This window comes from Candidatus Avelusimicrobium sp., from assembly GCF_051874775.1.
In the GTDB taxonomy this organism is placed as follows: Bacteria; Elusimicrobiota; Elusimicrobia; order Elusimicrobiales; family Elusimicrobiaceae; genus Avelusimicrobium.
In genome coordinates, this window is sequence record NZ_JBJEGE010000008.1 from 72,646 (window position 1) to 98,193 (window position 25,548).

General features: G+C 49.3%; 22 protein-coding genes and 1 tRNA gene. 20 read left to right on the top strand and 3 right to left on the bottom strand.

Going from position 1 to position 25,548, the window contains the following annotated elements:
* Positions 1 to 3 precede the first annotated feature (3 nt).
* From ACI351_RS01305 to ACI351_RS01315, 3 genes are read left to right on the top strand one after another with little or no spacing between them, the layout of a single operon-like run.
* A complete protein-coding gene (locus tag ACI351_RS01305) occupies positions 4 to 1,299 on the top strand; it encodes a TolC family protein (protein ID WP_439733454.1) in 1,296 nt (431 codons plus the stop codon).
* Complete coding sequence (locus ACI351_RS01310; RefSeq protein ID WP_439733455.1) at positions 1,299 to 2,258, top strand: patatin-like phospholipase family protein; 960 nt, start codon at positions 1,299 to 1,301, stop codon at positions 2,256 to 2,258. The genes ACI351_RS01305 and ACI351_RS01310 overlap by 1 nt, the downstream gene beginning before the upstream one ends.
* Positions 2,242 to 3,216, top strand: a complete 975-nt coding sequence (locus tag ACI351_RS01315; RefSeq protein WP_439733456.1) for a tetratricopeptide repeat protein — start codon at positions 2,242 to 2,244, stop codon at positions 3,214 to 3,216. The genes ACI351_RS01310 and ACI351_RS01315 overlap by 17 nt, the downstream gene beginning before the upstream one ends.
* Positions 3,217 to 3,301: 85 nt before the next feature.
* Here the strand turns inward: ACI351_RS01315 and ACI351_RS01320 are convergent, their stop codons facing one another.
* Together ACI351_RS01320 and ACI351_RS01325 are read right to left on the bottom strand one after the other, a co-directional pair.
* A complete protein-coding gene (locus tag ACI351_RS01320) occupies positions 3,302 to 4,948 on the bottom strand; it encodes a metallopeptidase TldD-related protein (RefSeq protein WP_439733457.1) in 1,647 nt (548 codons plus the stop codon).
* A complete protein-coding gene (locus tag ACI351_RS01325) occupies positions 4,945 to 6,648 on the bottom strand; it encodes a metallopeptidase TldD-related protein (protein WP_439733458.1) in 1,704 nt (567 codons plus the stop codon). Before ACI351_RS01325 ends, ACI351_RS01320 begins: the two co-directional genes overlap by 4 nt.
* An 83-nt stretch (positions 6,649 to 6,731) precedes the next feature.
* Here ACI351_RS01325 and ACI351_RS01330 point away from each other — a divergent pair.
* From ACI351_RS01330 to ACI351_RS01375, 10 genes are all read left to right on the top strand, one after another.
* Positions 6,732 to 6,804: transfer RNA gene (locus tag ACI351_RS01330), tRNA-Thr, on the top strand.
* Between the two features lie 505 nt (positions 6,805 to 7,309).
* Positions 7,310 to 8,245 (top strand): TerC family protein, encoded by a 936-nt coding sequence (locus ACI351_RS01335; RefSeq protein ID WP_439733459.1) that lies wholly within the window; start codon positions 7,310 to 7,312, stop codon positions 8,243 to 8,245.
* A gap of 71 nt (positions 8,246 to 8,316) precedes the next feature.
* Entirely contained in the window at positions 8,317 to 8,511 is a 195-nt protein-coding gene (rpmB, locus tag ACI351_RS01340; protein WP_439727318.1) for a 50S ribosomal protein L28, read from the top strand.
* 86 nt (positions 8,512 to 8,597) lie between these two features.
* Positions 8,598 to 10,946 carry an outer membrane protein assembly factor BamA gene (bamA, locus tag ACI351_RS01345; protein WP_439733460.1) on the top strand — a complete coding sequence of 783 codons (2,349 nt, stop codon included), beginning with the start codon at positions 8,598 to 8,600 and terminating at the stop codon, positions 10,944 to 10,946.
* A gap of 8 nt (positions 10,947 to 10,954) precedes the next feature.
* Positions 10,955 to 11,884, top strand: coding sequence for a hypothetical protein (locus tag ACI351_RS01350; RefSeq protein WP_439733461.1), 930 nt, complete (start codon positions 10,955 to 10,957; stop codon positions 11,882 to 11,884).
* A 9-nt stretch (positions 11,885 to 11,893) separates the two neighbouring features.
* Positions 11,894 to 12,973, top strand: coding sequence for a UDP-3-O-(3-hydroxymyristoyl)glucosamine N-acyltransferase (gene lpxD / locus ACI351_RS01355; RefSeq protein WP_439733462.1), 1,080 nt, complete (start codon positions 11,894 to 11,896; stop codon positions 12,971 to 12,973).
* Positions 12,974 to 12,975: 2 nt separating this feature from the next.
* Positions 12,976 to 13,800 carry a UDP-3-O-acyl-N-acetylglucosamine deacetylase gene (lpxC, locus tag ACI351_RS01360; protein WP_439733463.1) on the top strand — a complete coding sequence of 275 codons (825 nt, stop codon included), beginning with the start codon at positions 12,976 to 12,978 and terminating at the stop codon, positions 13,798 to 13,800.
* The gene (fabZ, locus tag ACI351_RS01365) at positions 13,797 to 14,285 is read left to right on the top strand and encodes a 3-hydroxyacyl-ACP dehydratase FabZ (protein ID WP_439733464.1); all 489 of its coding nucleotides are present in this window, start codon (positions 13,797 to 13,799) and stop codon (positions 14,283 to 14,285) included. The genes lpxC and fabZ overlap by 4 nt, the downstream gene beginning before the upstream one ends.
* A complete protein-coding gene (gene lpxA, locus ACI351_RS01370) occupies positions 14,278 to 15,078 on the top strand; it encodes an acyl-ACP--UDP-N-acetylglucosamine O-acyltransferase (protein ID WP_439733465.1) in 801 nt (266 codons plus the stop codon). Before fabZ ends, lpxA begins: the two co-directional genes overlap by 8 nt.
* Positions 15,059 to 15,892, top strand: a complete 834-nt coding sequence (locus ACI351_RS01375; RefSeq protein WP_439733466.1) for an LpxI family protein — start codon at positions 15,059 to 15,061, stop codon at positions 15,890 to 15,892. The genes lpxA and ACI351_RS01375 overlap by 20 nt, the downstream gene beginning before the upstream one ends.
* Before the next feature lie 5 nt (positions 15,893 to 15,897).
* On the opposite strand, the gene ACI351_RS01380 is transcribed toward ACI351_RS01375, so the two are convergent.
* Entirely contained in the window at positions 15,898 to 16,452 is a 555-nt protein-coding gene (locus ACI351_RS01380) for a type IV pilin protein (protein WP_439733467.1), read from the bottom strand.
* Positions 16,453 to 16,738: 286 nt separating this feature from the next.
* Between ACI351_RS01380 and tpiA the strand changes: the two genes are divergently transcribed.
* The 7 genes from tpiA to dprA are packed head-to-tail and all read left to right on the top strand — an operon-like array spanning position 16,739 to position 25,534.
* Positions 16,739 to 17,497 carry a triose-phosphate isomerase gene (gene tpiA, locus ACI351_RS01385; RefSeq protein ID WP_439733468.1) on the top strand — a complete coding sequence of 253 codons (759 nt, stop codon included), beginning with the start codon at positions 16,739 to 16,741 and terminating at the stop codon, positions 17,495 to 17,497.
* Between the two features lie 10 nt (positions 17,498 to 17,507).
* The gene (deoC, locus tag ACI351_RS01390) at positions 17,508 to 18,152 is read left to right on the top strand and encodes a deoxyribose-phosphate aldolase (RefSeq protein ID WP_439733469.1); all 645 of its coding nucleotides are present in this window, start codon (positions 17,508 to 17,510) and stop codon (positions 18,150 to 18,152) included.
* Positions 18,149 to 21,301, top strand: coding sequence for a DnaA ATPase domain-containing protein (locus tag ACI351_RS01395; protein WP_439733470.1), 3,153 nt, complete (start codon positions 18,149 to 18,151; stop codon positions 21,299 to 21,301). Before deoC ends, ACI351_RS01395 begins: the two co-directional genes overlap by 4 nt.
* A gap of 4 nt (positions 21,302 to 21,305) precedes the next feature.
* Positions 21,306 to 21,752 (top strand): hypothetical protein, encoded by a 447-nt coding sequence (locus ACI351_RS01400; protein WP_439733471.1) that lies wholly within the window; start codon positions 21,306 to 21,308, stop codon positions 21,750 to 21,752.
* Positions 21,752 to 22,858: a hypothetical protein gene (locus ACI351_RS01405; RefSeq protein WP_439733472.1), complete on the top strand. Its 1,107-nt coding sequence runs from the start codon at positions 21,752 to 21,754 to the stop codon at positions 22,856 to 22,858. Before ACI351_RS01400 ends, ACI351_RS01405 begins: the two co-directional genes overlap by 1 nt.
* Position 22,859: 1 nt before the next feature.
* The gene (locus tag ACI351_RS01410; protein ID WP_439733473.1) at positions 22,860 to 24,398 is read left to right on the top strand and encodes a YifB family Mg chelatase-like AAA ATPase; all 1,539 of its coding nucleotides are present in this window, start codon (positions 22,860 to 22,862) and stop codon (positions 24,396 to 24,398) included.
* Positions 24,398 to 25,534 carry a DNA-processing protein DprA gene (dprA, locus tag ACI351_RS01415; protein WP_439733474.1) on the top strand — a complete coding sequence of 379 codons (1,137 nt, stop codon included), beginning with the start codon at positions 24,398 to 24,400 and terminating at the stop codon, positions 25,532 to 25,534. The genes ACI351_RS01410 and dprA overlap by 1 nt, the downstream gene beginning before the upstream one ends.
* Positions 25,535 to 25,548 lie beyond the last annotated feature (14 nt).

Below are 25,548 nucleotides of genomic sequence, written 5' to 3' on the forward strand. Positions count from 1 at the left end.
CTTATGAAAAAATATTGCGCACTGGCGCTGGCTTTTTTGTGTGCGGCGCTGCCGGCTGCGGCGCAACAAGAATACGGGCTAAAATTTTCCAACCTAATTAATGACGACTTGTCTTTGGAAAATGCCATCCGGCTGGGGCTTGAAAACAATTCCGAATTTCTAACCGCACGCCAAGAAATCATCATCGCCGAACAGAAAATCAACGAAGCAAAATTTCGTTTTCTGCCGCAATTTTCACTACAAGGCACCGCCACGTGGTACGACTTGGAATACCCTATGGTACTGCCCGACGCAGTCGCCAACCGCTTTCTGCCTAGTACGGATACACTCAACGAAAAAAAATTCTTCGGCGTAGGTGTAACAGCTACCCAGTATTTGTATTCCGGCGGCCGGATTCGGGGTACGCTTAAAATGGCACGCGCCAATTTAAAACAAATGCAAAGCCGGTATGAGACGGTTAAAAACGCCGTCGTATTGGACATTAAAAAATCGTTTAATAACCTTCTCTATGCGCAAGAACGCGTCCGGTTTACTCAAGAAACGCTGGAACTGGCCCAAAAATGGTATCCCCGGACTTCTGGCGATGTTTGGACCCAAATTCGCCAACGCTCGCTGCTAGGAGAACTCAGCGCGCGCCATAACCAAGCCCGCCAAAATCTGCGCCGCGCGCAAATGGCAATGCTCGTCAGCCTGAACAAAGAACTTAATGCCTCCATTACTATTAAAGGAGATTTCTCCCCCGTCAAAATGGATTGGGACTTACCGCATCTCAACCTATGGGCAATGGAGTTCCGTCCCGAATTAAAATCCGCTATTTACGCTTTAGAGGCCGACAATATTGCCATTGACCTTGCACTTTCCAAACGCTATCCAGACATTATTTTAAACGGCTCTTACGAACAGATGGGGGCGGACTCTCTTGAGGAAGTAAACAAACAAGTATCGCTGGCCGTACGATTGCCGATTCCGTATAACTTTTCCGAGCAAATCGCCCAAAAGAAAGCCGAACAGCGCAAGAGTTCGCTGCGCCGCGCGGCAATTGAAGATAAAATACGCACGCAAGTGGCGGGCAGTTTCGAAAGTATGCGTTTCTGGCAACAAGAAGTGCTGGAACGCCAAGCCGTCTATCGGGATTTGAAAGACCGCCTTGCCGGCGCCAAAAATGCGCCCAAAACGGGAACCGCGCCGCTGGAAGCATTGGTAGCATTTGAGCAAACGGCTGACGGCTATTTCGATGCCGTCCTTCAAAACCGCACCGCCAAAGCTGAATTGGAATGGTCCATCGGTCAGGATTTATAATGAAAAAATTTTTACGCCGCGCAAGCTGGCTTATATTATTGTTGGGATACGTGCTGCCGTGCAGTGCGCTGCAAATCCAAACAGACGATGATATCCTGCGCGATTTTTTATGGCAGCGTTTTATCAGCCTGCCCAAAGACAAACGCCCCCAAATCGGGCTGGCGTTGTCGGCTGGAGGAGTGCGCGGGTTTGCACACGTGGGCGTGCTGGAAACGCTTGATAATGCGGGCCTGCCGATTGATATGATTTCCGGAACGTCAATGGGCTCAGTCGTAGGCGCTTTATATGCGGCAGGGCTCCCTACGGAAAAATTATGGGAAATCAGCGCCCATCTGACGATGGACAATATCACACCAGACTATAACGCAATAGGGCTTCTGCGCTTTTTATTTGCCAAAAAACTGCCCTCCTCATCCAATCTCGTTAAGTTTTTTCACGAACAATTGGGGGATATGCAATTTGAAGATATGAAAATTCCGTTCTCCTGCGCGGCAATGGACGTAAAAACGGGGGAGCGTGTCGTCTTTAACTCGGGGCCGCTGGCCATTGCCGTACGCGCCAGTATGAATCTTCCCGGGGTCTTTGAACCCGTGGAATACCGCCACCGCGCATTGGTAGACGGAGCCGTAGTGGATTATCTGCCTGTGGAATCCGTCAAATTAATGGGAGCCGATTATATCATTGCTTCCGTCACGCCGCCGGATTTTTATTCCACCACACCGCAAAGCATTGCCGCCTATCTCTTGCGCGTGGGTGACGTACGCGGCGCGGCAATGATTGAGGAAGCGGCCCAAAAAGCAAACTTTGTACTGACTAACCGCGTACTTGATATCGGCACACTGGAACTGGATAAACTGCATCAGGCAGGAGAGGTGGGCATTCAAGAAGCCACCCGCAATATGGAGGCACTGCAGGAGGATATCCTGCTGTTTGCATTACCCTATGTGCGTACATTATAAACCTTTTTCAACCATACTCGCTGCCCTTCTGCTGGCGGGCTGTTCCACCGGATTTTTAGGCCTTGCCCCTGCCGGCGACCGCAGAGAATATGTCCAAGCGCGCAACTCATATGACGCAGGCGACTACGACCAAGCCATCCGCGAATTGACCTCGTACATCAATAAAACAAAAAACGTCAAACGCCGCGAAGCGCGTGCCTACCGTTTGCTCGGAGCCAGTTATGAACAGCAAAACAATTTGAGTAAAGCGCTGGAAGTCTATTTGGAAGCATTGGAATTTCACCCCAGAAACGCGCCGCTGTTGGCGGCTGCGGCGCACCTGTACCAAGAAACCGGACTGACAGCCCGTTCCATAGAACTGTATGACCGTGTACTTAAGGAAGAACCCAACAATTTGGATGCGCTTTCCGGTCAGGCCGCCAATTATACGGCAATGGGTTTTTATTCCAAAGCGCGCCATATGTACGATCGTTTTTTTGAACTTAACCCTACGGCCGACGCGCGCTACCGCGCCCGCTACGCAGACACATTTCTGCGCCAACGTAATTTTAAGGACGCGTTTATCAACATTACTGCCGCTTTGGCTGAAAATGGGAAAAATCCCGATTTTTGGCGTCTAAGTGCGGCAGCGCGCCGCGGCCTAGGGCAAACGCAGGAAGCCTTAAACGATTTAAACACCGCGCTGTTGCTGGCCCCCGCACGGCCAGACCTTTTAGCACAAAAAGCCCTGTGGGAATACGAAGAAGGACGGTATGAACAATCGCTTGCTATAGCGGAACAAATTTTGGCGCAGGAACCGGACAACCAGCTAGCCCTTTTCATTCAGGCGATGAATTGGTACCGCCAGGGAAAAACGGCCGCCGCCGAAAAACAGTTGGAAAAAATCCGCCGCAGCGATTCTGACACGTTTGTAGGACAAGTGGCGGCCAAGCTGCTAACCTTTTTACCTGCAAAATAAATTCGTTTAAACTAAACGCGCAGCGGAATTTTAACACACAAAAAGGGACGGGAAAATTTTCCCGTCCCTTTCGTTTTTCAAAATACTACGGTTTACTGATAAACGGAGGTTTGTCCGGCTTCACATCACTGGGCAGGATTTCCGCCTCTTCCAATAGTAAAGACGGCACAACAACTGTGGACTGACCATAAGAACGCTGAAAATAGATTACCTCTTTATTATTACCGGCGGCGACGATGTCCCGCAAAGACCGCGAATACAGATTCCGCAAATTCAACCCGAATGCGGGAACTTTTCGGCCGTCCTGGGCGTAGACACGCCACGCACGGTTTACCAAACTGCCGTTGGCGTCATCATACGCATCTATCTGGTAGCAGTATTCCAGTTCCCAGTCGCGGCATACGGACAAAAATTCTTCCTCCAGTTCCTTCTCCGAAAGAGGCGTCTTGGGTTCCACAAACGTATTGGTTAAACTTTCGCGCGGATACGTGTAAAAATCCATTCGGGCGTGCCCGTTGCTTTGGTGGTTTTCTCCCAGCGGACGGCGCGTCTGCGGAAGCACGCGCAAACGTCCCAGCGAAGTCAGCTGCAGGTCCTGTGAGGGAACGCCCTCATCATCCACTGGCATAAAAACAAGCGGTTTGCCTTGGTATTCGCGCAGCAGCGGCTTGTCGATCACATCCACAACATTGGAAATGACCCGCATTCCTTTTTTATCCCGAAACAATCCGGAATATTCGTCGTTCTCAGATCGGTTAGAGAGGAGCGGCTTGACGTTTTCCACATTCCGAACAAATTGCTGCTGCACAAACTGCGCCGCGGCGGTCGGCCGGAACAGAACCGGCCCCAAATAAGCCTCCGCTTTATAGGCGTTGTACATTTGCGCCGCGTCTACTAAAAACGCGTCCGTTTTTTCTTCCAATGCTTTTTCGTCCGGCGCGTCAAATCCGGCCAGCTGAATTGTGTCTTCCGCTTCTTGCAAATAACCGTCCTGGTTGCGGAAGCGCGCCTTTAATTTTAAATCGGTTTTGGTGAACGGAATTTGGTACGCGCCGCCCAAACTGTTTAAATAATACGTTTCCTTCCGCTTTATTTCGAAAGAAACCGTAAAATTTTCAATCCACGAAAGATCTTTCCCTTTGGCGGAAAGTTTTTTAATGGTTTTTTCCCATTTTTCCATATCGGGGAAAGAGAAATTTTTTACCTCTTCAAACACGGCGGCTTGCGGGGCGGGCGTAACGTCCGGAAGCGTATCCGGCAGCGCTTTTTGCCGTTTATATGCCTGCTTTTGAACGTAAAAATCAGAAGCCACCGAATACTCGGAATCCGTTATGCTCCACAAAGCTCTGCGGATGCCTTCATAGCTGTCCGGTATATTCCGGAGGCTGCCGGGGTAGTAATAAAAACGGTCGCTTTGAAAACCGAGCTGATCACTTTTATCCGAACCGATACCCAACATAACAATCGCGTCAAGCCTCGTTTGCGGCGCCTCTGAGGAAGGATACAACTCCCCGAAAGAGGCGTCCTTTTCCAAATAAACAGTCCGCATCAGCTTATACGCCACGTAATAGGGATTAGGAGAATCTTTGGCACGCAGCTCTTGAAGGGTACGTTTCATTTCGTCCTGCATCGCGCGGAAATAAATGTTATCCGGCAATTTGGGCGCGGGCTTGCCTGCGTCCGCAGGGACCAAACAGCCCAAAAGACATAAAAGGGTTAAAAATTTTCTCATTTTTTATCTCCTTTTTTGACAGCAAACGGCGGAGGGAGCACAGGCGGCTTTACCGCGCTTTTGGCCGTGTGTTCAAACTCCAGCGTTTTAAACAGTACGCTGGGCGCAATGGCCGAAACGGGCACCCAACCCGATTCCGCACCGCAATTTCCGTTAAATATGCCGTCATCATCCGCCGCCGCCAGAATTTGCGAAAAACTGACAAGCGGAGTGCCCACCAAATCCGCCCCGCGGATAACTTCTTTTTTGCCGTCAGGGTATACGCGGTAAACGTATTTCGGTTCCAGTTTAAACACTTGCGGGAAACCGGTATCCGTCATCGTAAATCCGCCGGACAAATCTTCCACAATAAACCCGTATGGTTTGCCTTGGCGGTTAATTTCCTCTACAAGCATTTTTTCCAGCTCATTATACGGAACGGTTTCGGAAGCAATTACACGCGTATTGCCCATACGCGCCACGGCCCGTTTGCCCGACCCGCGCCGGCCGTGCCCGTTTGACACGGGAAATCCTTTAATAGGACTTGAACTCATCAGAAAATTTTTAAGTACGCCGTTTTCAATCATCACTACGGGCTGGGATTTTACCCCCTCGTCATCATATTCATAAAATCCGCGCAGCGGCTCGCCGTTAAACGACTGCAAAGTGGCGTCGTCCACCACGCTGATAAACGGAGCGGTAACGGTTTGCCCGATTTTGGACGTAAACGTCCGCCCGAAAGAATCTTCTTTTTGGCGGTGGCCTTCCATACGATGCCCGAGCACTTCGTGCACAAAAACCCCCATCGCCCTGTTTTTCAAAATAGCGGGCACCGTCATCGGTTCAGCCAGCGGGGCGCGGGAAAGTTCTTCCAATTCACGCAGCGACTGTTTTACATCCGCCAGCAGTTGTTCTTCAGATGGCAAACCGCTTTCATCCAGCATATCATACGAATTGAAACGCGAAATTTCGAGGCCGTCCGCCGTCTTTCCGCTTAACGAATAAGTCAGCCGGAATTCAATAAGCGGCGTTTTTAACTGCGTTCCTTGGGAATCTACAAAATAACGGTGGCCGAAAGTTCCCGAAAAAACAAACAAACTATCTAACACGACGGCATTACCTTGCACCGCGCGGGAAACGGAAAGCAACATTTTTTCAATTTTATCCAAATTCATAGATACCTCAGGCGCGGTACGGCAGAAAGAGGATTTGGGCGGAAGTACAAAATCGGGAGAATCGTCCATACGTTGGGAGGCCGCCTGCACGTCCGCCTGTACGCGCCCATAATCTTTTTGAGCGCGCTCCACAGCGCGCTGTGTCAAGCGCCACGCGGCGGCAGTAAACGATGAACCGTTCTCTGCCATTGCAGGAACGGAACCGCCGACGACAGCATAATCGTTATTGGCATTCTTAAGGTTACGCGTATTATCCAGCGCCGGACTGCCGACGCGAACCTGTACGTCCAAGTATTGAAAAGGGGAATCACTTCGATACACAACGCCGCCGTCTGCCACAGGAATGTAAAATTCCCGCGCGTCTATATACGTATAAGCCATATAATAGACAGGCGGATTTTGCTTTTTAAACGTCTTAAATCCGCGTTTAAGTTCAGCAGACAAAAGTTTTATTGGCTCCTGTGCCGAAACTTTACAATTTTGTTCCGCCGCACTAGCGGGAGCAAGCATAATAAAAAAGAAAAACAGACTTGCCAAATGTTTCATAAAAACCCTCCTTTGAACATTGTACTAAAATACCCATTTGGAGTGGACCGCAAAAAATGGTATGATATATAAGTAGCTGTAACGCCGAGGTAGCTCAACTGGCAGAGCAACGGTTTTGTAAACCGTAGGTTGTGGGTTCGACTCCCATCCTCGGCTGACTTTATCCACCCGTAAGGGTGGATTTTTGTCAGCAGGGAAGCGCACCAACTGCTTGGTGCGCGTTGGGAGGAGAAGGCCGGAGCGATGTTTTTGTTTGCGCCTGCCAAGTGCGCAAGGCAAAAACCGCGAGGCCCGGCCCGAAGGCTTTTTCCGTCAGAAAAAAGACCGTAGGGGACTCCCATCCTCGGCTGACTTTATCCACCCGTAAGGGTGGATTTTTGTCAGCAGGGAAGCGCACCAACTGCTTGGTGCGCGTTGGGAGGAGAAGGCCGGAGCGATGTTTTTGTTTGCGCCTGCCAAGTGCGCAAGGCAAAAACTGCGAGGCCCGGCCCGAAGGCTTTTTCCGTCAGGGAAAAGACCGTAGGGGACTCCCATCCTCGGCTTTTTTGCTGCCTATTTTACGCGCGGACTTCGTTCTCGCGCCCTCTCTTTAAAAGCGTTTTTTCCCCCCCGCTTACTCAAACTGCTATAATTTATATATCTTTACTTTTGAGGAGTCAAAATGGAACCCGTCACCACCGCCGTTTCCACCATTATGTGGCTTGCCTTTTGGGTAACCGTCCTTGCGGCGTTATTTATTGATTTAACCGTTCTAAATAAACATCACGGCAAAGTAAGCGTAAAAGAAGCCGCGCTGATGGTCTGCGCGTGGGTAACGCTGGCCGGACTTTTCGGCGGAGCGATTTGGCTGATGGAAGGCCCGCGCCACGCGCTGGAATTTTACACGGGCTATGTGCTGGAGTACTCCTTGTCCGTAGACAATATGTTTGTGTTTATTATGATTTTCAGCTACTTCGCTATTCCGTCCCACTTACAGCCCAAAGCGCTTTTGTGGGGAATTTTAGGAGCGGTAGTCTTACGTTTTGCATTTATTTTTCTGGGCGTAAAATTAATTTCTATGTTTTCGTGGACGATGTACGTTTTCGGTGCGCTGCTTGTATTTACGGCTGCCAAAATGCTTTTCCAAAAAGACGACGACTCGTTCGACCCCTCCAACTCGTGGGTATTAAAAACGCTTAAAAAAATTATTCCGCTCAAAACCGATTATTACGGAGAAAATTTCTTCGTCATCGAAAACGCCAAACGCTTTGCTACGCCGTTGTTTGCCGCAGTGGTAGTGATTGAAATGTCGGACTTGATTTTTGCGGTGGACTCCATTCCGGCTGTTTTATCTATCACACAGGATACGTTTTTAGTCTATTCGTCTAACATTTTTGCGATTATCGGTCTGCGCTCGCTGTATTTTCTGCTTTCGGGAATGGCGGGAAAATTCCCGTATCTTAAATATGGTATTTCGGTCATTTTATTTTTTGTGGGTGCAAAAATGCTTTTATCGCACCATTTCAAAATTCCGGTGGCGGCTTCGCTGGGCGTTATCGTAGGCGTTTTGGCTTTAAGCATACTAGCCAGCAAAATTTTCCCGCCCAAAGAGGCATAAGTCTGGACACGCCCGCGATTATTTACTAAAATGTAAATATAAAATTTAATTCAGTTATAAGGAAGGAAACTATGGCGTATAAATGTGCAGTATGTGGCAAGGCTCCTGTCTCCGGCGGTTCTTACAGCCACTCCAATATGAGAACGAAAAGAAGCTTCAAACCCAACTTACAGAAACAAAAAGTGGTGCTGGACGGCAAAACTCAAACCGCCTATGTTTGCACCTGCTGCATTAAAAGCGGTTTGGCGCAAAGACCCACCAAATAAATCGTTTTTAAACGATACAGGCCCGCGCTTTACACCGTAAGTGCGGGCTTTTTTTAAGGGGAGGCTTTATTACGTTATTTAAACGCTTGGCCGCAGTTACATTTGCGGCGTTTTTATCTTTATCGTACGCGCGCGCGGAAGAATCTGTGCAGCCGGAAATGAACCCCAACGGGCCGTGGATGATTTGCGCCGTAGAAGCAGACGGCGTAAAAAATATCCGCCCCAAAACCGTTACCAAAGCCGCCTCCGCAAAAAAAGGTGTTCTGTACGACCGCTACCAAGTATCCGAAGATATTCAAAGTATTTCCGCACTGGGAAATTTTGATAGTGTAGAAGTGGACATTTCCCCAATGTCCGGCTCCCGCAAAGACAAAGACGGCGGTGAAGCGCTTTATCCCTGCCACCGTATTACCTACATCGTCGCGGAAAAACCCATTTTCGACCGGCTGACTTACCGCGGACGCAAACACCTCGGCAAAGGCGCCATCACACAAGCGATGACGCTTAAAATTAAAGATCCGTTTAATGAAGCCAAATTACAAGCCGACTTGGAACGTATCAAGGCTAAATACGCCGAAAAAGGCTACGTCCGTGCGGATGTACAGTACGAAATTACCAAAGACGAAAAGCTTGGCGTCGTATATGTAGAACTTGTCATTAACGAGGGTGACCGCGTACGCGTAGGCAAAGTCACACTCAACGGCGCGGAAGAACTGCCTGCCGAAAAAATCTTGAAAAAAGCCTCCAACCGCGAAGGCAAAGTGTTTAAACCGCAAAATCTCCAGCGCGATTACGTCAAAATGATTCTCTACGGACGCAACAAAGGGTATTCGGACTTTATGCTCTCAGCCCCGCAAGTGGATATGAACGACGCCAAAACCGAAGTTAACATTTCTTACAACGTAACCGAAGGCGAAAAAGTGGACTTTGGCACCGTGTCTTTTGAAGGCAACAACGTATTTACGCCGCAAGAACTGCAAAAACAGGTTTTCTTCCGTGAAGGACACCTCTATAACCAAAAAGATTTCGATGACACCATTACCGCCATTCAAGAGCAGTATGCCAATAAAGGGTATCTGCAAGCCCGCGTAACCCCCGTAAAAAACATCCAAAACGGAAAATTAAACCTTACGTTCGACATTGCCGAAGGGCATATTTTTTACATTGACCATATCGACGTTACCGGCTACACGAACACTAAAAAATACGTCTTTACGCGCGAGCTTTCCATCAAGTCCGGTGATGTGTACGATAACGAAAAAATCCGCCGCAGCCAAACGAAAATTTTAAACCTCGGATTTATCAACGACGTACAAGTAGACCTGCAGCCCACCGCCGATCCGCAGAAAGTGGACCTCGGCTTCAACATTGTTGAAGGCCGACCCGGAATGTTTACGGCGGGCCTTGCAATGAGCTCTATGGACGGCTTGTACGGAGAACTTTCTATTAACCATATGAACCTGTTTGGCCGCGCGCAGCGTTTGTCACTCAGAACGCTGTTCGGTAAAGAAATTTTGGACTATACCGTCAGCTGGTCCACTCCGTGGATCTACGACAAACCCACCTCGCTGGGCGTAGACTTATTTAATACCCGCCGCTACCGCTCGTTTGCCGATGATAACCAAGCCTATACTGAAAAACGTATCGGCGGACGCGTAAAAGTCGGCCCGCGTTTTAATGACGACATCTACCAACTCTCTTTCGGCTATGCGTTTGAACGCATTGATATTTACGATGTAGAAGAACGTTTCATCTGCTCGCCGGATAAAAACCCTAGCGAATGTATCGCCAAAGGGATTACCAATATGTCCACTATCAGCACGGACTTTGCGATTGACACGCGCGACAACATCTGGGATCCCACCCGCGGGTGGCGCAACTCCATTGGTCTTGCGCTGGCGGGCGGCCCGATTGGCGCGGACCTTGATTTGTGGTACTTAAACGCGCGTTCTATTTTTAACTACACCGTTTTGAACGTAGGCGGAAATTATCCGATTGTTTTTGTACTGTCCAACAAATTCGGCTCCGTGCAAGCATACGGGCGCACTAAAGAAGTACCTCCCTTTGAAAAATTTTTCTTGGGCGGCGCGGATACAATCCGCGGCTATGAGCGCGCGGGCGAAATCGGTCCCGAATACGGCGGAGATATGTATTACGTAATGAACGCAGAATTGCGTTTCCCGCTGGCACGCGAAGGCAGAAGAAATATGGCGCAGTTTGCCTTCTTCTTTGATTTGGGCAACTCGTGGAACCATTTTGATGATTTGGACTTTTCACTCGGGCCGGATGAAAACCAATTTAAAGCGGGTGTAGGCGTCGGACTGCGCTTTACCACTCCGTCGCTGCCCATTCGCATCGACTGGGGGTACGGTCTTAACCACGGCCCGAACGAGGACCGCTCCCACTTCTATTTCAACATTTCAAATATGATGTAGAGAAGTTTATGAAAAAAACGCTGGCGTGCTTAACTTTACTGATAACGGCTCCTTTCCTGCAAGCACAGGAAATGTCCGCCGACGCGCTGACGACAGAAGAAGAAACGGCGGTAGCCGCTATTTTGGCCAAGCAGGCACGGCAGGACGAACCGCCCGGTAAAGAAACTACAACGGCAGAAAAAATCACGCTTTCGGAAGAAACAAAACAGCAGGCCCTTGATGAAAACAACCAAGACGCAACAGCTGAACCCGACGAAACAGCATCAGAAGAGAAAGAGGAGGAGGATCCTAAACCGCAAAAATGTTTAACGGTAGCTTTCGTGGACATTGACGTCGCTTTCAACGAACACCCGCGCACAGTGGCGGTAAAGGAACAAATCCGGTTGAAAATTGTTTCAAAAGAGGACGAAGTGCGCGGAGCCAAGCAACTAATTGAAGTATTGGCGCAGGAAAACGCAATGCTGTCGGCACAGATACGTGAACTGAAACCGTTTTACGAACGTATTGTGGTGGAACCGCAGCCGCTGCAGCCCAAAATAGAGGAAAGCGCTGACGCGCTCCTATTGGGAAATGTGCTCAACCGCCTGACGTTTTCGGGTGCGGAAATTTTATCCACAAGCCCCCTCAACACGCCCGCTCGGCTGGAAGATTTACAGGCGCGTATTGCATCCAATAAAAAAATTATTGCGGAACGCGGATTATTTATTGATAATTATAGATATACCACCCGCGAAGAAATTTTACAGTTGGAAAAGAAAGAAGTAAACGAGATTTTGAAGGACATTTATACGGAAATTAAATCTTTCGCCAAAAAGAGAAACATCGGCGCAGTCGTACGCAAAGATGAAATTCTCTACGGCGAAAAACCGGTCAACGTAACGAAAGATTTCGTCAGCCGGCTCAAAAAATCAAAAAAATACCGCAAACGCGGTAAATAGGAACTTTGTATGACGTTTAACTTAACCGTAACCGAAATTGCCAAAATTACCGGCGCAGAAACCGCCGGAAAAGAAGAGACGCCCGTTACCAAGCTCTGCGCGCTTGATGACGCACAGGAAGGCGGCGTTTGCTACCTTACCGGACTGGAACATGCAGACCAATTAAAAGATTTAAAAGCTGCCGCCTTATTTGTGCCCGAAGAAGCCAAAGGAAAAGAGCTCCCTTTTAACGGCGCGCTTCTTTACGCTAAAAATCCTGAATGGGCGTTTATTATGTTAATGAAATATGCCGACGCCAAACGCCAAAAACATACCGCGGGCATCCACCCCACAGCCGTCATCAGTCCAAACGCCAAGCTGGGCGAAAATGTTTCCGTCGGCGCGTATACGGTCATTGAGGATGGCGCCGTCATTGGAGATAACACCGTTATTTTTCCGCAGTGCTATATCGGAAAAGATGTTACCGTCGGGAAAAACTGCTATATTTATCCGCAAGTCGTCATCCGCGAGGATTGTATTTTAAAAGATTATGTCATTTTACAAGCCGGTGCAAAAATCGGTTCGGACGGATTTGGTTTTACATTTCACGAAGGCCGCCACCAAAAAATTCCGCAAATTGGAAATGTGGTTATCGGGAGCGACGTGGAAATCCAATCCAACACGTGTATCGACCGAGCCAAAATTTCGTCTACCGTCATTGGAGATAACACCAAAATAGACAATCTCGTCCAAATCGGCCACAATGTGCGTATTGGGATGAGCAGTATTCTCTGCGCGCAAGTGGGCGTGGCAGGGACGACCGATATTGGAAACGGTGTGATTCTTGCCGGACAGGTGGGACTCGCCGGCCATATGAAAATTGGTGACCGCGCGCAAGTGGGAGCACAATCCGGCGTGATGGGCTCTATCCCCGCCGGAGCAACGTATTTCGGCTATCCGGCTATGCCGCAAAAAGAAGCCTTCCGCCAGTTGGCTGTATTACGGAAACTGCCGGAAATCAATAAAGAATTTAAAGCGTTCAAAAAACAAATGAATGAAGCGAAAAACCTTTCGTTTTTCGGAAAACTAAAAAAATTGCTAGGACTTTAATTATGAGAAAAACCCTTGCTTTACCTGCCGTCGTTAAAGGAATCGGTCTGCACACGGGCGTACCCGTTACAATGACGTTTAAACCCGCCGAAAACGGCATTACTTTTCTGCGTACAGATCTACCCGCTGCCAAACCCATTTTGGCGCACGTAAACAATGTAGGTTCCACCTTGCGCGGTACCAATTTAATTAACGAAACTGCCGAAGTATGGACGGTGGAACACGCGCTGTCTGCGCTGCACGCCTTGGGCATTACCGACGCGGCCGTGGAAATGGACGGGCCTGAACCGCCCGTTACCGACGGGGCGAGTGATATCTTCGCCGATGCATTACAGAAAGCAGGCGTCAAAGATCTCGGATCCGAACAGCCCGTACTCAACATCAAACAAAAAATCACCTATTCGTGCGGAGAGATTTCCTACAGTGCCGAACCGGCTGACAAACTGACGTTTACCTTTTTATTCCTGCACAAACATCCCTTGGTGGCGCGGCAGGAATATACGCTTGAATTTACACCGGAGAACTATTTAAAAGAAATTTCCCGCGCGCGCACGTTTGGGTTTGAAGAAGAACTGGCCTTTTTAAAAGCACACGGACTGGCCAAAGGCGGAAATTTAGAAAACGCTGTTATCGTAGGCAAAGATAAATTTGCCAACGAACTGCGCTATCCGGACGAACTCGTCCGCCATAAAATTTTGGACCTTGTAGGCGATTTAAGCCTTACGGGCCGCAAACTGCCGCCGCTTAAAATTACATGCACCCGCGGCGGCCACAAACACAATGTTATTTTCGCCAAAATTCTTTTGGCCAATTCGGAGGAAAAATGAGCGCAAAATCCGCCAATTTAAAAGAATTCTTAACGCTTCCCGTTTTGGAAACGCTGAATCAAGAACAAATCAAATCCAACATTCCCCACCGCGACCCGTTCCTGTTGGTCGACGAAGTACACGTGTTGGAACACGGAAAAAAGTATTTGGGAATCCGCCACGTACGCGCGGACGAATACTATTTTCAAGGGCACTTCCCGAACAATCCGGTTATGCCCGGCGTACTTGTAGTGGAAAGTATGTCCCAAGCCTTCGGCGGCGCGATTATGAGTACCGTATCAAAAGGGAAAGGAATTCCGCTTTTTTTAAGTATAGACGAAGCCAAATTCCGCGGTATGGTCCTTCCCAACGATACGCTGAAAATGCCCATTGAAGTGTTGCGTCTGGGTAAAATTTCCAAAATTTACGCCGAAGCCTACGTAAACGGCAAGCTTTGCACACAAGCCACCCTCAACTTTATTTTAGGAGAATCTTCCAATGACTAACATCCATCCCACCGCTATTATCGACCCGTCCGCCAAGATTGATCCGTCTACTGTCGTCGGTCCGTATACTATTATCGGGGCGGACGTCGTCATCGGAAAAAATAACCGCATCGGCCCGTTCTGCGTCATTGAAAATACCACGATGGGCGACGGCAACGATATCATCGCCAGTGCATTTATCGGCGTCAAACCGCAGGATTTATCTTATAAAGATGAGCCTACCCGCGTCACGATGGGAAACGGCAACAAAATCCGCGAATGCGTTACTATTCACCGTTCTACGGATGTAAACGCTCCCACCTCCATCGGCGATAACTGCCTGTTAATGGCTAATGCGCACATTGCGCACGACTGCCACCTGGGCAATAACATCATTATTGCCAATTCTACGGGTGTCGCGGGACACGTAATTGTGGAGGACCGCGTGGTAATGTCCGGTATGGTGGGTATTCACCAGTTTGTGCGCGTAGGCACTATGGCAATGCTCTCCGGCGGAGCGATGCTCCCGCTGGATATTCCCCCTTTCTGCATTGCACAGGGCCAACGGGCGCGCCTTGTGGGGCTCAACATCGTAGGTATGCGCCGCGCAGGCCTTACGAGAGAAACCATTATGGAAATCAAACGCGCCTATAAAATTTTGTTCAGAAGCGACAAACGCTTACTTGAAGCGTGTGAGGAATTGGAAGCGAAAAATCCCTGCGCCGAAGTGCAGCACTTAATTGATTTCTGCAAAGCTTCCAAACGCGGTGTGGCACAAGCCAAACGCAAAATAAATGAAAATGACGGTGAATAAAATAGGCTTAATCGCCGGCGAAGGCAAAATGCCCGTATACATTGCCCAAAAAGCTAAAGCCAAGGGGTTTGAAGTGTACGTCGCCGGCGCCAAAGGAAACGCCAAAGAAGAAGATTATAAAAACCTTGCTGACGCATTTGCACCGCTGCGGCTTGGGCAGATGGGCGCGTGTATCCGTTTCTTTAAGGAGCACGGAGTCACGCGCATACTAATGGCGGGGCGCGTACAGCACACGTCTATTTTTTCCAATTTAATGCCGGATTTACGCGGAGCCAAGTTTTTAGCCTCTCTAAAAAATATGCAAACCAAAAACATTCTTTCGCGCGTCATTGAGGAATTTAAAAAAGACGGACTGGAGTTTACCAATTCCGCCCTGTTTTTGGAAGATTATATGCCCAAGGCGGGCGTGTGGTCCGCGCGCAAACCGACGGAAGAAGAAAAAAAAGTAATTGCATTCGGATACAAAACGGCAAAAGCCGTGGCCGCGTTGGATATTGGACTGACGTGCGTAGTTAGCCAAAACGCGGTTATTGCGGTGGAAGGAATGGAAGGAACGGATAAATGCATCCTGCGCGCTGGAGAACTATACTGCAACTCAGCCGATAAAAAATTAGCGGTGGCGGCCGTTAAAGTGGCCCGTCCGGACCAAGACTCCCGCTACGACCTGCCCGTCATCGGCAAAGGCACGCTGGAAAGCCTGCACAAAGCGGGTATCGGCGTACTGGCGTTTGAAGCGGAAAAAACATTAGTGCTGGACTTGGAAGAAGTCATTAAACTGGCGGACAAATACAACATTTGCCTGACGGCGGTTTAAAGGGATCAAAAACCCTCTTTAACTGGCAAATGCATTGCTTTACACAACCGTTTTCCGCGCGCGTTTCCGGGCTGTATACATTGTATTTGACCGCCGTTCTTCGCTGCATTATCAAAATAAAATATTAATGAGGCAATACATCCCTTAACGCAAGCCGACCAAGAAGTTAATCCGTTAGGACATAAAGCGATAAAAAAATATCCGTAAGAAGTATAGGAACCGGCATGATTATTAATCATAATACCATCTGCAGAGCAAACCGCTGTATTACGCATACCACTCCCAAGTAATTCTTCACAACCGGATGGCAATTCTACATCTAAATCCCATAAATTATAGGCATACGCCCCATTGGACATATAATAAGCTTCTTCAGCCTGTTTAATACTTTTACCTAAGGATAAATATTTCCCCAATCTTGCCTTATCCACCGCCGTCTGGTACTGCGGCAGCGCAACAGCCGCTAAAATGCCGATAATTAAAACAACTACTAACAGCTCTATTAACGTAAACCCGTATTTTTGATACATAAGATTATTCCTTAAAAACCGTAATTTCACAAAGTGATATCACAAAATAAATGTTAATCAGAATTATTCTTAATATATCAAAAAAAAAAAACGGGTCAAGCCCAGAGGCTGGACTCCCCATTTGTCCGCGCTCCTTTGATTACTTGAGCCACCCTATTTTAGAAATGCCGCTAACAAAGAAACAATATTCCCAGCGGTGCTCCCTTACCCAAAACAACCCTTTCCATTTTGCTTACTTTATGATAGTATTTAATAGGAAGATTCCCGCCTAATAACGGGAACACGCCGTAATTTTATATTTTCAGAGGAATTTACAATGACCAACAGAACTCCCATTATCGCCGGAAACTGGAAAATGCACAACACTTTGGCCGAATCGGCCGATCTCATCACCGCTTTGACCAAAGCCGGAAACAAAAATCATGTAGAAATAATCGTCGCTCCTTCTTACACCTCCCTTGCTAAAGTGGCGGAACTCGCCAAAGGCTCCGAAATTCAAATCGCCGCCCAAGACGTGCATTGGGAAGACAAAGGCGCTTTCACCAGTGCCGTTTCCCCCGTGCAGGCCAAAGACGCCGGCGCCGCGCTTACCCTTATCGGACACAGCGAACGCAGAAGCGTTTTCGGTGATACGGACGAAATTTTAAATAAAAAAGTGGCCGCCGCGCTGCGCCACGGCATTAAAGTTATTTTCTGCGTCGGCGAAACCTTGGAAGAACGCGAAGCCGGAAAAACCTTGGAAGTAATTGAAAGCCAACTCAAAAACGGTCTTAAAGATTTTACCGAAGAACAATTAAACGGTATTATCATCGCTTACGAACCCGTATGGGCTATCGGCACCGGCAAAACCGCCACCCCCGAACAGGCACAGGAAGTTCACGCCAACGTCCGCGCATACTTGGCCAAAGCGTATTCTCCCGCATTTGCCGAAGCCACCCGCATTCTTTACGGCGGCAGTGTAAAAGACTCCAATGTCGACGAAATTATGGCCAAACCCGATGTGGACGGCGCACTCGTGGGCGGACAGTCTTTAATTGCGGACAAATTCGCCCGAATTATCAACTTCAATAAATAAGGTATTTCGTATGAATCCGGCAAAACTGATTGACCACACTATTTTAAAACCCGTCGCCACAAAAGAGGACGTCCGCCGCATTTGCGACGAAGCCAAAACCTACGGCTTCTTCAGCGTCTGCATCAACCCGTACTGGGTGACGTACGCCAAGGAACTGTTGAAAGGAGCGGACGTAAAAGTGTGTACGGTCATCGGTTTTCCGCTGGGGGCCAACACTACGGCCGTCAAAGAATACGAAACCGCGGACGCTTTAAAAAATGGCGCCGACGAGATCGATATGGTGATCAATATCGGCGCTCTTAAAAGCGGCGACTATGAAACCGTGTTCAATGACATCGCCGCCGTACGTAAAGCGTGTGAAGGCAAAATTTTAAAAGTTATTATTGAAACGTCGCAGCTGACGGAAGAAGAAAAAGTCAAAGCCTGCAAATTGGCCGCAGAAGCCAAAGCCGATTTTGTAAAAACCTCCACCGGATTTACCGGCGGCGGGGCCACGGTGGCGGATGTAGCACTTATGCGCGCGTCCGTTCCCGCCAATATGCAGGTAAAAGCGTCAGGCGGAGTCCGCTCGCGCGAAGACTTTGACGCTATGGTCAAGGCCGGAGCCACCCGTATCGGCGCCAGCAGCGGCGTAAAAATTATCGAGGGCAAATGATTAATAACTGGGATATTCTCGCTCGGCAGGATTCGCAATCGGGCGGTCTGCGTTACACGTTGGTAACGGACGGCACAGAGTATGACGCGCACTTAATCGCTAAAAAACTGCAAGGTTTTGTGCAAGAGCCTATACCCGCTATCGCGCCGTATGTTTACGCATTTGAATTGCCGCAGACTATTGACGAAGAAACCATCGAAAAAATTCGCACCGCCGCAGCAGAAGTTGCAGAACAAAGCCGCAAAGTAAACGAGTTTACTTCCGGCGGCATATTAGGAGATCCCCTTTTTAACGCGGATAAGACCGGCAATGCGACGAACGACTCTTTCGGCACAATTGAACCTGCCGACAGTTTTTTCCGCACGCCCGCACCGCAAGCACCCAATATCCAGCCCCCGCAACAAAATGACCTCTCCGCCACCTCTGGTGAGATCACCATCAACGACAAAGATATGTTGATTAAGGATATGGAAGGTACGCTGCTAGACAAAATGCCTTTGGAAGATATTTTCGCCGCGGAAACCAAGTATGATATGTTTCTGGATTTAGAAAATCAGAAACTGGTGAAAAATTCTCAAATTCAGCGCGAACAAAAAATGGGCAACTTGGCCGATGGAAAAGACAGTCTGGAAGAAACATTTAATGTTTTTGAACAAAAAATTAAAGACCAAACTTGCATCATTGAGTTAGAAGATTTAAACACCATTACCGACGGTTTGTCGAAAAAGGACCTCAGCTTTGTCCAACACGCTAACACAACGCCGCCGCAAGGGCTTCCGCAAACACTCCAACAGACAGATACGGTGGTGTCTTCCGCAGGATCTCCTTTGCCGGAGGAAACACAAAATAACCCAAAAGAAAAGGAAAAAATGGACGGTGCGCACGCTCCTATCAATTTGACCGTCAGTATGCCGGAACCGCAAACGCCGCAAGGAAATGAAAGCATCGGTGCGGCTATTCCTGCGGTACCCGAACCGAAAAACGCAAAGGAAGATACGTTCTCTTTCTCGCAGCTGGATACTCCCCTGCCTGATACAGTAGACAGAACTCCCGCCCCCACGCTTTTTACGGTCCGCCAAGCACACGGACAGGATGATATGGTAGAAATAGAACAAGCTACCGCCGCCGATCCAATGCCGGAAGAGGTTAATCTAACCAATACGGTTCCTCCTGTACGCACCGGTGCTAAACCGATTTCTCCCGCAGGACTCATAGATGATCTGCCGGAAATTACTATCCGCGGGCAACAAGTAGATACGTTGGAAAAAACATTCAACTTGGAAACTACACTTAATACGGAAATTATGCGTACCCAATATGAAAAATCTTTCCACAATACGCAAGACCCGCCCGTAATGCATCATAAAAGTTATGCTCCTCCGCAGCCGTCCGCATCGGTTGCACCGCCGGTTCTCGCAAAACCGCAGCCCGCACCGGCACCGGAAACACAACCTTTGCAACCGCAGGCCGCACCAGTCCCGCAGTCTGCCAACGCGCCATTATATTCAGAACCGAAGCCCGCTACGACAGCTAAACCCGTCAATGAACGAACTACGGCACCGGTCCGCACACGCAAAACCGAAGTCAATACAGGGGAACCCAATATGGAAGAAAATATCAAAGAAAAAACCACTTTCCGCATTCGGCGCAAAATCGCCTCCACGCAGCCCGTACCACCCGCACCGCAAGCTCCGATTCCGCCGGCTCCCGTGCCCACACAAAAACAGCAGGAAGCCGCACCCGCACAGCCGGTTCCACCCGTTCAGTCTACGCCGCAGTTTGCCCAACCTAAAAAAACCGTAGCTCCCGCGCAGCCTGTACCACCAACGGCATCTATCCATCACTCACCGGCTGCGCCGGCACAACCGCGGGCGGTAACACCTAACCCCGTTATTGAGAAAACAAAAACGATTGACCACTCCATCGAGCTGCCGCTTTCGGAACTAAAGAAACATAATTGGCCGCTTGAAGTACCAATGATTCCCACATATACGCTGGAGAATATGGTAATTTCTGTCCACCGTTTTGCACACGCAACAGCCATTTCCGTTATCGAAAATCCGGGTAAGCTGTATAATCCGCTTGTTTTCCACGGGACCACCGGCACCGGCAAAACCCATTTCTTAAACGCTATGGCCTATGCGTTTTCCCAAAAATACGGACAAGAAAATATTTTTATGACCAACGGCGTGCGCCTTTCGCGCGGCATACAGCGTTATGTAATGGAAGGCAATATCGAAAAATTTGAAAAATTTATGGATACGGTAAAAGTTCTCTTGATTGACGACATTCACTTGATCGCCGTCAATGAACAAAACCGTACCCATATTTCCGCCCTCTTAAATAAATTCCTGCGGGAACAGAAACAGATTGTGATTACATCTAAATATCCGCCGGAAAGCTTAGAGAAATTAGAACAACTGATCCGCTTTAAACTGGATTCGGGGTGGATTTCCGAATTAAAACAACCAGGCGGTTCCACGTATTTAAAAATTGTAAAGAAAATGCTGTTGGACAACGGGGTCGATTTAAATGACTCCCAAATTTCCGCTTTCTTCGGCGGCTCACATATGACGCTGGGCACCATTACACGCAGTATCCGCCGTTTAAAAGTGTTGGAGAATTTAATGTATCCGAATATGCGGGAAGAGGACCGCTCCCAAGCTAAAATTTTTGAAAAATTATTGGCCACTTCGGGAGAAGACGCTTCCAGCGAATTGCTAACCATAGAGCCGTCGGATATTACCGCTATCACGGCCTGTCCTCAGACGGATTGGGGCAGGATTGGGTTCTTCTATCCACACGACAGCTCCAATATGATGCCTTGGATGGTATATGCGCTGAAACAACGCGCGAAAGAATTAGGAATTCCGGGCGGGTTTGAAATTGCGGTCCGCTCTTCATATTCCACAGAAAACATCATTTCATCGGCTTTTAAAATTGCTAATTTGTGTGACAATAAAAAGTTAAAAGGCGCGGTTATTTTGGGTCCCTCACTAAAGGTGTGCGAACCCTCTGTGCGCGAAAACTTTTACGATATTCTCACACATATGTTGGAAATTATGCTTATACGCTGCGGCATCATCAATTTTGAGGATGTCAGAGTGCCGAGCACATACGTAAAAGTGATTTCCGAATTGTTGAGGTAACGCTATGAAAAAAATCTGCACGCTTCTTGCCGTTGCCGTGTGCCTGTGCGCCTGCGGCTCCACGCTAAAAACAGCTGTCAAAAACGGTGCGATTGCACCCGCTTTTAACGACACCCTTTTAACCGGAGACTATCTCTGGGTGCGCGGTTTCGGCGCGGCCAATCCAAACCATAAAACCGATTCACAACGCCGTATTATGAGCCGAGAAGCGGCCATTGCTCACGCCTACCAGCGTGCCAGCGAAGTGCTTTACGGCGCGAATTTGGAAGCAAATGTGCAAGTAGTGGATGCGGTATCCGCCGGCAGCACGATTGAATCAGCTACAAACGGCGTCATCAGCCAAATGGAACTTGTTTCTACGGAATATATGGAGGACGGCGGATGCACCGTCATTATGCGCCTAAACAGAGAACGCCTTAAAAAAGCCGGTTTGGATCCGGAGGATAAATAATGAAGAAATCAATTTTATGTTTGCTCACAGCGGCGGTATTTTGCGCGGCTTGCAGCGGAATTCGTATCGGACCGAAAGGAGAGGGTGAATACGTATATGCGGAATCGCTCGTTCCTTACGACGAAAACAATTTAAAACAGATGAAAAAAGACGGCGTCTTAGCTGCCCAGCGCACCGCCGTAGAACAAGTAGCAGGCGTATTTATTTCTTCTGCCACAACGGTGGACCAAGCGCAGCTTGTGGAAGACAAAATTACCTCCAAAACCGCCGGTTTTATCCGCAGAAGCCACGTTCAAAAAGCTTACCGCAAAGGCGACCAATGGTTTACGCGCATAAAAGCGATGGTACTTGTAAAAGATATCGGGGAGATTATCAAACAGTCCGAGTCCGACGCGTTTGCCAAAAAAACCACCATTTTAGTAACTTCCCGCGAAATGAACGGAGAAGACATCTCCCTGCGTCAAGACTGCAAACAGGCCATTTACCGCGCTTTAAAGAACCAGCCGTTTGCGCTCGTAAACGGGGATAATTTAAGCCAAAATAATATTGAAGAACCCACCTCGGTTATTGACAAAGCCCGCACTGAAGGAGCGCGCTTTGTTATTGTAGCAAACGTAGAAACTAATCCGCTCGTTACGCTGGCGGGCAACACCTCTCCGTTTAAAACGTACCGTGCGCGCGCCAACATCCGCACCTACGCCGCCAACAACTATGCGTTGGTGGCCGAAGGCGCACAGCAATTATCCGGTTTGGACCCGCTGCCGGATATCGCTGCGCAGAAATCCATCTCCGCCGCGTGCGAAGCTGCCGCCAAACAGCTGGCCGAACCCGTTAATGCGGCCATTAACTCGGCCAAGACGTTTAATGTAACCGTCAAAGACGTAAATACGATTGAACGGTTGAAACAAATTCAAAATATCTTTAAAGACTTGCGCGAAATTGAAGATTTCAATCTGGTGCGCTATGCTAATTCCAGCGCGCAGTTTGAAATTGCGGCCAATATTGCTACACCCGAAGAACTGGCCGCCAAGATTATCCGCAAATACAACGTCAATTTTACCGTGGTGACGATTACGCCGTCCGCCATTGTGTTGAGTTTTAACTAATATGCTGGCCAACGTTTGTACAGGAGCCATAAAAGGCATTGAAGGCTTTGCCGTGTCCGTGGAAGTGGACATTGCGCCCGGTATGCCCACGTTGGCCGTTGTCGGGCTGCCGGACGCGGAAGTGCGCGAAAGCAAGGAACGCGTCGTAGCCGCCGTACGAAACAGCGGGTTTGATTTTCCCACCAAACGCATTACCGTCAATTTAAGTCCTGCCGAACTGCGCAAAAGCGGCACGCAATTTGATTTGCCGATTGCGCTGGGTATTCTGGCCGCCAGCGAACAGCTTTCGCCCCAATCCGCGGCCAAATTGAAAGATTTGCTCGTTTTAGGGGAACTCGCGCTGGACGGATCGCTCCGCCCTTGCGCAGGGGTGCTTCCCATGTTAATTTCCTGCAAAGACCAGCGCAAAACGGCTGTCATTCCGCCCCAAAACGTATTGGAAGGGCAGGTGTCCGGCGCGGATTTTATCACCCCGCATACGCTTAAAGAGCTGGCCGACTATCTGGAAGGAAAAGCCGAAGAGTCCGCCGTTAAAATCGCCTATATCCCGCAAAAAGAAGAAGAGGTTTTGCCGGAGCTTGATTTTTCAGAAGTCAAAGGCCAGGCTCTTGCGAAACGCGCGCTCGAGATTGCGGCCGCAGGCGGACACAATGTACTCATGATTGGCCTGCCCGGCACGGGCAAAAGCATGCTGGCCAAACGTTTTTCGGGCATTTTGCCGCCGCTCACGCAGGCAGAATCGCTTGAAATTACCAAAATTTATTCCATTTGCAATTTAATGGGAAAAAGTAAACTGCTGACACAGCGTCCGTTTCGGGATCCGCACCACACCATTTCGGACGTAGCGCTCATCGGCGGAGGTTCCTCCCCCCGCCCGGGCGAAGTGTCGCTTGCGCACAACGGAGTGCTCTTTTTAGACGAATTTGCCGAATTTTCCCGCTCTTCGTTAGAAGTTCTGCGCGAACCGTTGGAAAACGGCCAGGTAACCATTTCCCGCGCCAAAGAAACGGTTTCTTATCCCGCCCGATTTACCTTGGTGGCAGCCATGAACCCGTGCCCCTGCGGGCACCTGGGGGACCCGCTCCACCCGTGTTCCTGCTCGCCGATGCAGGTAAACCGCTACAAATCGCGCATTTCGGGGCCGCTCCTGGACCGTATCGATTTAACCGTCAATTTAAATCCCGTCAAATATACGGACTGGACCAAAACCAGCGAAGGGGAATCCTCCGCCGCTATCCGCGGGCGCGTGTTAAAAGCGCGCGAAGTCCAGCGCAAACGTTTTGCCGGCACGCCTACCACGGCCAACGCGTTTATGACGCCGAAGCAAATTAAAGAATTTTGCAAACTCCCCGCCGAAGCGGACGATGTTTTGGAAGCCGCCATGCGCAAATTCGGTTTAAGCGCGCGCAGCCTTGACAAAATTTTAAAAACGGCGCGAACCATCGCCGACCTTGAACAAAAAGCGGACATTGAAACCAAACACCTGGTGGAAGTAATGCAATACCGCCCGCTGGACCGCAAAGGAGTGGCGGACATCTGATGAACCCGAATATCTCCGCCGCCGAACGGCTGGCCCGCATCCGCTTAAACGCCTTCCTGTTTTTTCGCGCTGACTGGCTCGAACGACTTATTGAAATTTTCGGTTCGGCCGAAGAAATCCTTCGCCAAGATGCCGAAACGCTGGCGCGCGAAGCCAATTTAAACCCGTCCACCGCAGCCCACCTGCTGCACGACGCATTCGCCATAGACCCGCAGGAAGAATGGGATAAAACAGCCGCACTCGGCGGGCACATCTACATTCCCGAAGACGAAGAATACCCGCAGTCTTTACGCAACATTAAAGAAGCCCCGCTTGCCTTGTATGTGCTCGGTAAACTGCCCGCAGAAGAGCAAGCGTGCGTGGCAATGGTAGGTACGCGCAAAATCACACCGTACGGCAGAAGAGCCGCCAATAAACTGGCTACAGATTTAACGCAGGCAGGCGTAACCGTCGTGAGCGGTTTGGCACGCGGGGTGGACAGCGAATGCCACGCCGCCGCGGTACGTCTAAAAAAACCTACGGTGGCCGTCATCGGTACGGGCGTAGGCCGCTGTTACCCGCCGGAAAACCGTCAACTCGCCCGCGCACTCTTGGAATACAACGGTGCAATCATCTCCGAACTTCCTTTTAATAAGCCGCCAAATGCGTTCCATTTTCCGCGCAGAAACCGTATTATCGCCGCGCTCTCGCAACCTGTAGTGGTGGTAGAAGGAGAAATCAAGTCCGGCGCACTGATTACCGCGAAACTCGCTTTGGAAATGGGAAAAGACGTTTTGGCCGTACCCGGCCCGATAGACAGCCCGCAATCGGCCGGCCCCAACCACCTCATCCGCGAAGGGGCGGGGGTTGTAACGTCCGCCGCAGATATACTAGACTATATACCACAGCAGCTTCGTTTCGGGTTGGACCCGCGTTTCTTTGAAACGCCCTCCTTAGCACCTGACAAGCCGCAAGACGATTTAACGCCCCGCCAACGCGAAGTAATGCAGGCCGTGGGCGAAGGATTCGCCAGTTTGGACCAAGTGGCCGACGCCATCGGTGCGGACGTGCCCGAAACGGCGGGGCTTTTATTTGAATTGGAAGTAAAAGGCTTTCTGGCTTGTGAAAACGGCCTGTACAGCAAGAGCAAATTTTAACTTTATAAGGAAGT

Bases quoted from the DNA above. Each gene is read 5' to 3' on its own strand.
- ACI351_RS01315 (WP_439733456.1), top strand. From the start codon at position 2,242: ATGTGCGTACATTATAAACCTTTTTCAACCATACTCGCTGCCCTTCTG.
- fabZ (WP_439733464.1), top strand. From the start codon at position 13,797: ATGAGCGCAAAATCCGCCAATTTAAAAGAATTCTTAACGCTTCCCGTT.
- ACI351_RS01350 (WP_439733461.1), top strand. From the start codon at position 10,955: ATGAAAAAAACGCTGGCGTGCTTAACTTTACTGATAACGGCTCCTTTC.
- ACI351_RS01310 (WP_439733455.1), top strand. From the start codon at position 1,299: ATGAAAAAATTTTTACGCCGCGCAAGCTGGCTTATATTATTGTTGGGA.
- ACI351_RS01405 (WP_439733472.1), top strand. From the start codon at position 21,752: ATGAAGAAATCAATTTTATGTTTGCTCACAGCGGCGGTATTTTGCGCG.
- lpxC (WP_439733463.1), top strand. From the start codon at position 12,976: ATGAGAAAAACCCTTGCTTTACCTGCCGTCGTTAAAGGAATCGGTCTG.
- ACI351_RS01400 (WP_439733471.1), top strand. From the start codon at position 21,306: ATGAAAAAAATCTGCACGCTTCTTGCCGTTGCCGTGTGCCTGTGCGCC.
- ACI351_RS01305 (WP_439733454.1), top strand. From the start codon at position 4: ATGAAAAAATATTGCGCACTGGCGCTGGCTTTTTTGTGTGCGGCGCTG.
- deoC (WP_439733469.1), top strand. From the start codon at position 17,508: ATGAATCCGGCAAAACTGATTGACCACACTATTTTAAAACCCGTCGCC.
- lpxD (WP_439733462.1), top strand. From the start codon at position 11,894: ATGACGTTTAACTTAACCGTAACCGAAATTGCCAAAATTACCGGCGCA.
- lpxA (WP_439733465.1), top strand. From the start codon at position 14,278: ATGACTAACATCCATCCCACCGCTATTATCGACCCGTCCGCCAAGATT.
- ACI351_RS01335 (WP_439733459.1), top strand. From the start codon at position 7,310: ATGGAACCCGTCACCACCGCCGTTTCCACCATTATGTGGCTTGCCTTT.
- ACI351_RS01395 (WP_439733470.1), top strand. From the start codon at position 18,149: ATGATTAATAACTGGGATATTCTCGCTCGGCAGGATTCGCAATCGGGC.
- ACI351_RS01375 (WP_439733466.1), top strand. From the start codon at position 15,059: ATGAAAATGACGGTGAATAAAATAGGCTTAATCGCCGGCGAAGGCAAA.
- dprA (WP_439733474.1), top strand. From the start codon at position 24,398: ATGAACCCGAATATCTCCGCCGCCGAACGGCTGGCCCGCATCCGCTTA.
- ACI351_RS01320 (WP_439733457.1), bottom strand. From the start codon at position 4,948: ATGAGAAAATTTTTAACCCTTTTATGTCTTTTGGGCTGTTTGGTCCCT.
- ACI351_RS01410 (WP_439733473.1), top strand. From the start codon at position 22,860: ATGCTGGCCAACGTTTGTACAGGAGCCATAAAAGGCATTGAAGGCTTT.
- tpiA (WP_439733468.1), top strand. From the start codon at position 16,739: ATGACCAACAGAACTCCCATTATCGCCGGAAACTGGAAAATGCACAAC.
- rpmB (WP_439727318.1), top strand. From the start codon at position 8,317: ATGGCGTATAAATGTGCAGTATGTGGCAAGGCTCCTGTCTCCGGCGGT.
- ACI351_RS01325 (WP_439733458.1), bottom strand. From the start codon at position 6,648: ATGAAACATTTGGCAAGTCTGTTTTTCTTTTTTATTATGCTTGCTCCC.